The sequence below is a fragment of the Kitasatospora sp. NPDC086801 genome, from assembly GCF_044745805.1.
Taxonomy (GTDB): Bacteria; Actinomycetota; Actinomycetes; order Streptomycetales; family Streptomycetaceae; genus Kitasatospora.
The window spans coordinates 27,001-35,575 of the sequence record NZ_JBIVAX010000014.1 but is presented as its reverse complement, the minus strand read 5'-3'; the positions used below and the strand labels follow the sequence as shown (position 1 = coordinate 35,575).

Here is an 8,575-nt window from a genome sequence, read left to right as displayed (position 1 = left end):
CATCTCCCTCGCGACGAGAAGTACAGTACCAGCTCCGTGATCAGGCACCGAACCGGAGGCGAACCCCGCATGACGAGCGCTCAACCCGAAGCCATCCCGTACGCCGACGGGCGACTGATGGACGTCCACCACCCGCCCGCCGACACCGCCGGGCCCGCGCCCGTCGTACTGCTCTGGCACGGTCGGGGCCCCGACGAGCGCGACGTGCTGCGGCCGCTGGCCCAGGAGGCCGCCGGGCTCGGCCTGCTGGTGTTCGTCCCGGACTGGCGCTCCGACCGGACGGACGGCGGCCGCGCCGAACTGCTCGCCTCGCTCGCCCACGCCCGCCGCTCCGCCGCCGCGTACGGCGGGGACCCGGACCGCCTGGTCCTGGCCGGCTGGTCACTGGGCGGCCGGGAGGCCATAGCCGTGGCCACCCACCCGGACACCCCCGCCGAGCTGCGCCCCGTCGCCGCCGTCGGCATCTCCTCCAGCTACGCCCGCCCGGCGGTCACCACCGGGGACGCCCCCCTCGACCTCCTGACCGAGCAGCCCTCCCCCGTCCCGCTCTGGCTGGTCCACGGCACGGAGGACGGGGTGCTGGACATCGAGCACACCCGGCAACTGAGCGCTGCCGTACCGACGGCCGAGTTCCTCGCACTCGCCACCGACCACGCGGGCGTCGTCATGACCGTGTACGACGCCGAGGCCGACCGCTGCCTCCCCACCACCGCCGAAGCCGTGCTGCGCGCCGGCCGCCGCACCGCCGCCGTCCTCGCCGAGGCGGCCGGGTTGTCGTAAGGGCGGCACCGCGTGCAGGCGCGGCCTACCGCCCCGCGACGAGGGCGCGCAGGCCGTGGCCGCGTTCCATGGCCTCCAGGTCACGCTGCAACGGCGGCCGGGGGACGGCCAGGACGGGGCAGCTCGCGTGCCGGACGCAGTAGGCGGTGACGGACGGGCGCAGCACGCGGGAGAGGCGACCGCGGCTGCTGCCCGCGCCGAGGACGAGCAGGTCGTCGGGGCGGTCGGCGAAGCGGACCAGGGTGTGCCCGGTGTCGCCGCGGACGGCCTGGCAGCGCAGCCGGGCTCCGGCGTAGCGGCCGGCGAAGGCCTCGTCGAGGGCTTGCCGGAGCCGGGCCACGGCGGCGTCGCGGCCGGCGGTGATGGCGGCCGGGCAGGGTGTGCGGCGGTAGCCGAGCTCTTCGCCGGGCGAGGTCCAGCAGAGGAGTGCGAGGACGTCGGTGTCGGTGCGGCGGGCTTCGGCGACGGCGTGGTGGAGGGCGGCGAGGCTGCCGAGCGAGCCGCTGATGCCGACGACGATCCGGCCCGCGCGGTCGGACCGCTCCGCCGCCTCGCCTGCGCCGGCTATCTCACTGTCCGCCATGGTTCGCCCCGCCTCTCGGTCCGTACCGCCGTGCCGTGCTGTCGCCCCCCAGCAAAGCGGGCCGGTGCCGCACCCCCGGTGCCCGTTGACACGCCTCTGACGCGCGCACGGGCGTTCCGTACGCGTCCCTGATGTCCCCGGGGATCAGCACGTACGTAGCCGTCGTCCGCGGCCCCTCGGCCGTGCGGCGGACGATCCGGGCACCGCCGTCACGGCGCCCCGGGCCGGTCAGCCGCGCACGGCAGCCAGGCACTCGTCGTACAGGTCCATGATGTCGCCCTTGCCGCCGTCGTCGACCCACGTCATCAATGCGGCGTCCAGGCAGGCGAACGCCGTCGCGATCACCGCGCGGGCCTTCGCGTCCACGCTGCCGGTGGCAGCGTCCATGCGCGCCTCGACGAGCGGCAGCAGGTCCTCCTGGAACCGCAGTCGCTTCTCGAGCCAACCGGCACGCAGCGAGGCGGTGTTGTGCAGGAGACGGAACCGTTCCAGGGCCTGTTCGCGGCTGGTGTGCAAGGCCAGTACGGCGGCGACTCCCGTGCGCAGGGCCTCCCAGGCACCGACGTCGGCCGGCAGTTCGCCGATCGCGTCGGTCAGGACCTGCCCGAACCGGTCCTGGCCGCCGCCGAGAAGGTCCTCCTTGGTACCGAAGTAGCGGAAGAGGGTGCGCTGGGAGACGCCGGACTCCCGGGCGATCTGGGCGATGGTCGTCTCGTCGTAGCCCTGCTCGGTGAACAGGCGCAGAGCCGTCTCAAGGATCTCTCGGGAGGCCAGCTGCCGTGTCCGGTCCCACAGCGTGGCCGGTGCAACCCTCGCCGTCTCGGCTTCCTGCTTCATGCGCCCAGGCTAACCCAGCACTGCCAGAGTGGCACCCACCCGTAGCTTGGCAGTCACTGCCAGCCTCGGTGGTGTTCACCGTGGGCGCCGGCGAAGGGGTCGGAGCCGCCATGACGGCCGCCAAGGGCGCCCTGCTGCCCCTCGTGCGGTCCCTCGCGCTCGAACTCGCCCCCCGCCGCATCCGCGTCAACGCCGTCAGCCCGGGACTGATCGACACCCCCGCCTACAGCAAGATGGGCGTCTCCCGGGAAACGATCGGCTCCTGGGCTCGGGGCGTCCCGCTCGGCCGCGTCGGTGCTCCCGCCGACGTCGCCGAAGCCGTGGCCTTCCTCGCCTCGGACGCCGCCGGCTACATCACCGGCGACAACCTCGTCGTCTCCGGGGGCATCGGCGTCCATGCCCGCCCCTGACGGACCATTCCGCACCCGGCTCCGACCGGGGACGTTCACCGGGAGCGTTCACCGGGGCCGGCGATCGGGCCATGGCCGCTGCGAGCCGCCGGCCCCGGTGGACGCCCTTCTCACCTTCGCCTAGGCCTCGGGCGGTTCGGCTTCCCAGAGGTCGGCGAACATCCGGTCCAGGTGTTCCTCGCCGATCGGGGGGACGGGCAGGGGGTGGGTGGCCTGGGTGCGGAAGCCGTCGAGGAGCAGGGCGAGGTAGCGGCGCCACAGGTCGGGGCGCAGGTCCGTGGTGGCGGGCAGGGCGCGGCAGAGCGGGCCGAGCAGGAACAGCAGGTCCATGGTGACCACGTCTCGCCGCATGGTGCCCTGGTCCTGGGCGCGGGCGATGAGGACGCCGACGGTGGTGGCGTGCCGGCGACTGATCTCGATCATGCCGGGGATGGTGGGGATGGCCTGGGTGACGAGGTCGTTGATGCCCCGGTCGGCGGCGACGAGTTCGAAGATGCGTCCGAAGTAGCGTTCGAGGGCGGTCCAGGCGTCCTCGGCGGCGAGGGCGTCCTCGCCGGCCCCGGCCAGGCTGGTGGCGGCGTCGGCGAACACTTCGCCGATCAGCGCCTCGCGGGTCGGGAAGTGGCGGTAGAGGGTGGCGTTGCCGACGCCGGCCTCCTTGGCGATCTGGTCCAACGGGACGTCGAGGCCGTGCCGGGAGAACATGCCGCGGGCGGCGGCGAGCAGCAGGTCGCGGTTGCGCTGGGCGTCGCGCCGGAGCCTTCCCGGGGGGTTTGCGCTGCTCGGTGCCATGTCCCGACCCTAGCAATCCCGGGGGCGGGTGGCCGGGCGGCGGTCAACTACCCTACGGAGGCGTTGATTCCGCAAGGGGTCCGCAGCGGCCCGCGAGGGGCCGCGGTGAGTCGAGGGGGCGGCCATGGCCGAAGTGGTGGAGTTGCGGTACTACCCGGTGAAGGGGTGTGCCGGGGTCGAGGTGGCGCAGGCGGAGCTGACTCCGGCGGGGCTGGCCCACGACCGGGCGTTCATGGTGGTGGACGAGGACGGGGTGTTCCGCTCCCAGCGCCGGGACCGACTGCTGGCCACGGTCCGCCCGACGGTCGGGGAGGACGGCCACCGGCTGACCCTCGACGCCCCGGGCGTGGAGCCGGTGACCGTCGCCGTGGACACCGAGGGCCCGCGCCGGGCGGTGCAGCTGTTCGGCGCCCCGTTCTTCGGGATCGACCAGGGCGAGGAGGTGGCCGGCTGGCTGTCCGGGGTGCTGGGGGTGCGCAGTCGGCTGGTCCGGGTGCCGCCGGAGCACGACCGGGTGACCGACGGGCTGATACCGGGCACGTCCGGCTACGCCGACAGCTGCGCGGTGCACCTGCTGTCCCGCGCGTCGCTGGATCGCTTCAACGCGCTGAGCGGCGGACTCCCGATGTCGGTGGACCGGTTCCGCCCGAACGTGGTGGTGGACGGCTGGGACGAGCCGCACACCGAGGATCTGGCCCGTCGGATCACCGTGGGCGGCGCCGAGTTGGGCTACGCCAAGCTCGCGATCCGCTGCGCGGTGACGCTGGTCGACCAGTCGACGGGCGCCAAGGCCGGTCCGGAGCCGCTGCGGACGCTGGCCGGCTACCGTCGGGCGGCGGTCGGCGGGGTCGCGTTCGGCAGCAAGTTCGCGGTGCTGCGGCCCGGCACGCTGCGGGTCGGGGACGAGCTGGCGGTGGACGCCTGGGGGCCGTCCGAGCTCTGAGGCCGGTCGCGGCGGGCCGCCGGGGCGGGCGCGGGAGCTACTGCGGGCATGCGGGCCGCCCCCCGGCGTTCCCCGGCCCCGGCGGCCCCGGCGGCCCCGGCGGAGAAGTGTGCCGGGGCCGGGGAAGGGTGGGGCGCGTTCAGGGGCGCGTTCAGCAGCCCTGGTCGATCAGCGAGAACGTGACGTAGTGGTCGCCGGTGTAGTAGTCCTCCCGGGTCGCCTCGCCGGTGATGATCCGGCGGGTGCCGCGGGTCGGAGCACCGGGCGTGATGACGGTGTACTCGTGGTAGTAGCCGTAGGACTGGCTGGGCAGGACGTGCTCCCTGTTCTGGAACACGACGCCGTCCTGGGAGTAGGGGAACGGCCCGTCGGTGGCGATCAGGTTGAGGGTGTCGGTCGCCTCGGGCGGGAGGGTGGACAGACACACCGTGCCGCTCACGTCGGCGTGCGCCTCGGTGGCGACGGCGACGGGCGCGAGGGTCATCAGGGCGACGGCGGTGACGGCGGCAGCGCGGGTCTTCCACGCGCGTAGAGTGCGGGTCATGTCCACCAGTGTGGCGAGCCACCGACAACTCCGGAAGCCCTGCGACGAACTATTAACCGGCGAGTAACTCACGTGCCTGACCAGCGACTTGAGCCGTATCCCGGCCCACCGCCGGGCCTCGCCGGCGCCGTCCACGAACCGCCCGGACACCCCATGGGTCGACCGCCATCGAACTAGCGACACGACCGCTGTCGGCCTCCTCACACCTTCCTCACGTTCGCTCCCCGCTCCAGTCGCGCCGCATAGAGTGACGGATCATGTCGGGCCGGAACGACCGCTGACGGGGTGGGCATGAACACGGGGACGAACACGAACAACACGAGCGCGCACCCGGGCAAGGGCGCGGGCGCGGGCACGCCGCTGACGGCCCGACAGCTGATCGGACTGCTGGTCGACCCGGGCGGCTTCCAGAGCTGGGACGAGCCGCCTGCCGGCCCACCCGCCGACCCCGGCTACCGCGCCTCGCTCGACCGGGCCCGCGCACGCACCGGCCTCGACGAGGCCGTCCTCACCGGTGTCGGTCTGGTCGGCGGGCGACCGGTGGCGCTGGTCGCCTCCGAGTTCGGCTTCCTCGGCGGCTCGATCGGCGTCGCCACCGCCGAGCGGATCACCCGCGCCGTCGAACGCGCCACCGCCGAACGGCTGCCGCTGCTCGCCCTGCCCGTCTCCGGCGGGACGCGCATGCAGGAGGGGTCGGCGGCCTTCCTGTGCATGCTGCGGATCACCGCCGCCGTCCAGGCGCACCGCGCGGCCGGCCTCCCCTATCTCACCTATCTACGGAACCCGACCATGGGCGGGGTCTTCGCCTCCTGGGGCACGCTCGGCCAGCTGGTGTTCGCCGAGCCGGGCGCCCGGCTCGGCTTCCTCGGCCCGCGCGTGTACGAGGAACTGCGCGGTGTGGAGCTGCCCCCGGACGTGCAGCGGGCGGAGACGCTCGCCGGGCGCGGCCTGGTGGACGCCGTCGTGCCGCCGCAGGAACTGCGCGAGCTGGTCCGCCGCACGCTCGCCGTCCTCGCCACCACCGCGCCCGCCCCGGGCAGCCCGGACCACCTCGGCACCGGCGCCGCCCCCGGCACCGACCCCAGTCCCAGTCCCAGTCCCGCCGAGCACCCCGACCCCAGTCCCAGTCCCGCCGAGCACCCCGACGCCTGGGACTCCGTCCGCCGCACCCGGCGCCCCGACCGCCCGGGCACCCGCGAGCTGCTGCGCCACACCGCCGAGGAACTGGTGCTGCTGGACGCCCCCGGCGGGCGGGACGGCGCGCTCGTCCGTGCCCTCGCCGTCCTCGGGGGCCGGCCGGTGCTGGTGGTCGGCCAGCAGCGGCAGACCCCGGAGCACGAACGCCCGTTCACCGCCGCCGACCTGCGGGCCGTCCGGCGCACCGCGCGGGTGGCGGAGCAACTGGGGCTGCCGCTGGTCACGGTGGTGGACACGGCCGGGGCCGAACTGTCCGCGCAGGCCGAACTGGACGGGATCGCGGTCGAGATCGCGCACTGCCTGACCACCCTGCTCGCGCTGCGCACGCCCGTCCTCGCGGTGCTGCTCGGCCAGGGCTCGGGCGGCGGCGCGCTGGCGCTGCTCCCGGCCGACCGGGTGATCGCCGCCGGACACGCCTGGCTGGCGCCGCTGCCGCCGGAGGGCGCGTCCGCGATCGTCCACCGGGACGGCGGGCACGCCGCCGAGCTGGCCCGTTCCCAGGGCATCGGCGCCGGCCACCTGAGGGAAGTCGGGCTGGTGGACGAGGTGGTCGAGGAACGGCCGGACGCGGCCGACGAGCCGGAGGCGTTCTGCGCGCGGCTCGGGCGGGCTATCGGTGCGGCGCTCGGCGGGCTGGCGGCCCTGCCGGAGCCGGACCGCCTCGCGGCGCGGGCCCGGCGCCACCGCCGGCTCGGCGACCTCCGCTGAACCCCGGCGGGCCCCGGCGATCTCCGCCGGGGCCCGCCGGTCTCTTCCGGTCTCTTCCGGTTTCTTCCGGTTTCTTCCGGGCACCCGACGGCCTTCTCCGGGCGCCCGGCGGGTGTGGCGCCGGTCTCAACGGGGGCGAGATCGTCTGTACCCAATGTGCCGACCGCAGACCGGCGGGTGACGGCCGGAACGACCTGAACGGTGAGTGCGCTCACACCGGATTGCGGTCCACGACGGGCGATAGTGGCAGCTTCCGGGCGGCTGCGCCCCACCTCGCCGACGAGGTGTCCGTGCAGGTCACAACCGGTCGGCGCGCTCCGCGCAGCCGACCCTTCGAATCCACGGCAGCCGCGCCCCGTACGACGGTGGGTCGTAACAAGGGGGTCTTGGCAGCAGCCGATCCGGCCTGGCAACAATGGCTCAGTCGTCAGCCGCACCGGCACCTGTCCCGCCGGTAGCGACTAACTGCCGAGTCACGCCCCACGAACCTTTTGGCCCCTGTCCGGCCATGATCCAAGGCGGGGTGTGACCCGGCCCAACCTGATTGAGGTCTTGTTCTTCATGCCCACTTTCAAGCTCCGTATGCGCACTTCCGCCGCGATTCTGGCCGGCGCCGCCGGTCTGACCGCCCTGGGCGCGGGTGTGCTGCCCGCCACCGCAAACGCCGCCACCCTCTCCCCGCAGGCCGTGGCCGCCCAGATCGTCCCGGCGAACCAGCTGGCCGCCTTCAGCCAGATCATCGCCCACGAGTCCAGCTGGAACGTGACCGCGACCAACCCCAGCTCGGGCGCGTACGGCCTGGCCCAGGCGCTGCCGGGCTCCAAGATGGCGACGCACGGCTCCGACTGGCAGACCAACGCGACCACCCAGATCAAGTGGGCGCTGGACTACATGAACTCCCGCTACGGCAGCCCGAACGCCGCCTGGAACTTCTGGCAGGCCAACCACTGGTACTAAGCCGACCGACTCGGCTGACCGTACTCCACCCGCATCCTGACCACTCCCCCCTCACCCCGGGGGTCGGACAGGGATCACCGGGGTGACCCCAGAGGGCTCGGGCCCGCGCGATCCGCGTGGCCCGGGCCCTCTCGTGGTTCGCGCGGCACGCCTCACGGTTCGCCCGGATCTCTCGGGGCTCACCGCGCCCTCGCGGTTCGCCCAGACCTCCCCCGGTTCCGTCTGGACGCCCGGGCGACGCCCGGGCGACGCCCGGGCGACACCCCGCCGCTCAGAGCTCGCCGGTGAGCCCGAGCAGTTCACGCATCCGCGCGTACTTGGCGGCCAACCGTTCGGCGGTCGCGGCGTCCAGCGCGGCCAGCCGGGCCGGGTCCGAGTTGTGGGCGAGGTCGGCGCGCTTGACCAGCAGCGCGCCGGGCGTGGCCAGGACGCGCGCGGTGTACGCCTCGGCCGGCTCGCCGGAGCGGCGGGTGAGCGCGTCCACGATCGTCTTGGTGGCCTCGGGCAGTGCGGCCCGCACCAGCCACTCCCGGCTCAGCCGGTCGTCCTCGACGGTGTCGTGCAGCCAGCCCGCCGCGATCTGGGCGTCGCTGCCGCCGCGCGCGGCCGTCCCGCGTGCGACCGCCGCGATGTGCTCGCCGTACGGGTGGCCGTTCTTGTCGACCTGCCCCTCGTGCGCGCGGCGGGCGATCGCCTCCACCTCGGCCAGGCTCAGGTACTCGGGCTCCATCGGCGCGTTCTCGGGCTCCATCGGCTCATCGTAGGCCCGTGATCCCCCCGTTCACGCTCACTGGTTTACTGCCCCGGGGCAGGAGACCCCCGGC

General features: G+C 74.2%; 10 protein-coding genes. 5 read left to right on the top strand and 5 right to left on the bottom strand.

Features of this window, described 5'->3' with window-relative positions; all coding sequences use genetic code 11:
* The first annotated feature begins 69 nt into the window (after positions 1-69).
* Complete coding sequence (locus ACIPLC_RS17670) at positions 70-780, top strand: alpha/beta hydrolase family protein (RefSeq protein WP_400473894.1); 711 nt, start codon at positions 70-72, stop codon at positions 778-780.
* 25 nt (positions 781-805) lie between these two features.
* Here the strand turns inward: ACIPLC_RS17670 and ACIPLC_RS17665 are convergent, their stop codons facing one another.
* Positions 806-1,363 carry a universal stress protein gene (locus ACIPLC_RS17665; protein ID WP_400473893.1) on the bottom strand — a complete coding sequence of 186 codons (558 nt, stop codon included), beginning with the start codon at positions 1,361-1,363 and terminating at the stop codon, positions 806-808.
* A 228-nt stretch (positions 1,364-1,591) separates the two neighbouring features.
* The gene (locus ACIPLC_RS17660) at positions 1,592-2,200 is read right to left on the bottom strand and encodes a TetR/AcrR family transcriptional regulator (RefSeq protein WP_400473892.1); all 609 of its coding nucleotides are present in this window, start codon (positions 2,198-2,200) and stop codon (positions 1,592-1,594) included.
* Positions 2,201-2,310: 110 nt separating this feature from the next.
* Between ACIPLC_RS17660 and ACIPLC_RS17655 the strand changes: the two genes are divergently transcribed.
* Complete coding sequence (locus tag ACIPLC_RS17655; protein WP_400473891.1) at positions 2,311-2,610, top strand: SDR family oxidoreductase; 300 nt, start codon at positions 2,311-2,313, stop codon at positions 2,608-2,610.
* 120 nt (positions 2,611-2,730) lie between these two features.
* Here ACIPLC_RS17655 and ACIPLC_RS17650 read toward each other — a convergent pair whose 3' ends face one another.
* The gene (locus ACIPLC_RS17650) at positions 2,731-3,402 is read right to left on the bottom strand and encodes a TetR/AcrR family transcriptional regulator (RefSeq protein ID WP_400473890.1); all 672 of its coding nucleotides are present in this window, start codon (positions 3,400-3,402) and stop codon (positions 2,731-2,733) included.
* A 124-nt stretch (positions 3,403-3,526) separates the two neighbouring features.
* Here ACIPLC_RS17650 and ACIPLC_RS17645 point away from each other — a divergent pair, with 124 nt between their 5' ends.
* Positions 3,527-4,345 carry an MOSC domain-containing protein gene (locus ACIPLC_RS17645; RefSeq protein WP_400473889.1) on the top strand — a complete coding sequence of 273 codons (819 nt, stop codon included), beginning with the start codon at positions 3,527-3,529 and terminating at the stop codon, positions 4,343-4,345.
* Between the two features lie 151 nt (positions 4,346-4,496).
* Here the strand turns inward: ACIPLC_RS17645 and ACIPLC_RS17640 are convergent, their stop codons facing one another.
* Positions 4,497-4,829: a ribonuclease gene (locus tag ACIPLC_RS17640; RefSeq protein ID WP_400473996.1), complete on the bottom strand. Its 333-nt coding sequence runs from the start codon at positions 4,827-4,829 to the stop codon at positions 4,497-4,499.
* Between the two features lie 351 nt (positions 4,830-5,180).
* On the opposite strand from ACIPLC_RS17640, the gene ACIPLC_RS17635 reads away from it, so the two are divergent.
* Both ACIPLC_RS17635 and ACIPLC_RS17630 read left to right on the top strand, forming a co-directional pair.
* Positions 5,181-6,794 carry a carboxyl transferase domain-containing protein gene (locus tag ACIPLC_RS17635; RefSeq protein WP_400473888.1) on the top strand — a complete coding sequence of 538 codons (1,614 nt, stop codon included), beginning with the start codon at positions 5,181-5,183 and terminating at the stop codon, positions 6,792-6,794.
* A 582-nt stretch (positions 6,795-7,376) separates the two neighbouring features.
* Positions 7,377-7,751, top strand: coding sequence for a transglycosylase SLT domain-containing protein (locus ACIPLC_RS17630; protein ID WP_400473887.1), 375 nt, complete (start codon positions 7,377-7,379; stop codon positions 7,749-7,751).
* Between the two features lie 271 nt (positions 7,752-8,022).
* Here ACIPLC_RS17630 and ACIPLC_RS17625 read toward each other — a convergent pair whose 3' ends face one another.
* Positions 8,023-8,502 carry an HD domain-containing protein gene (locus ACIPLC_RS17625; protein ID WP_400473886.1) on the bottom strand — a complete coding sequence of 160 codons (480 nt, stop codon included), beginning with the start codon at positions 8,500-8,502 and terminating at the stop codon, positions 8,023-8,025.
* Positions 8,503-8,575 lie beyond the last annotated feature (73 nt).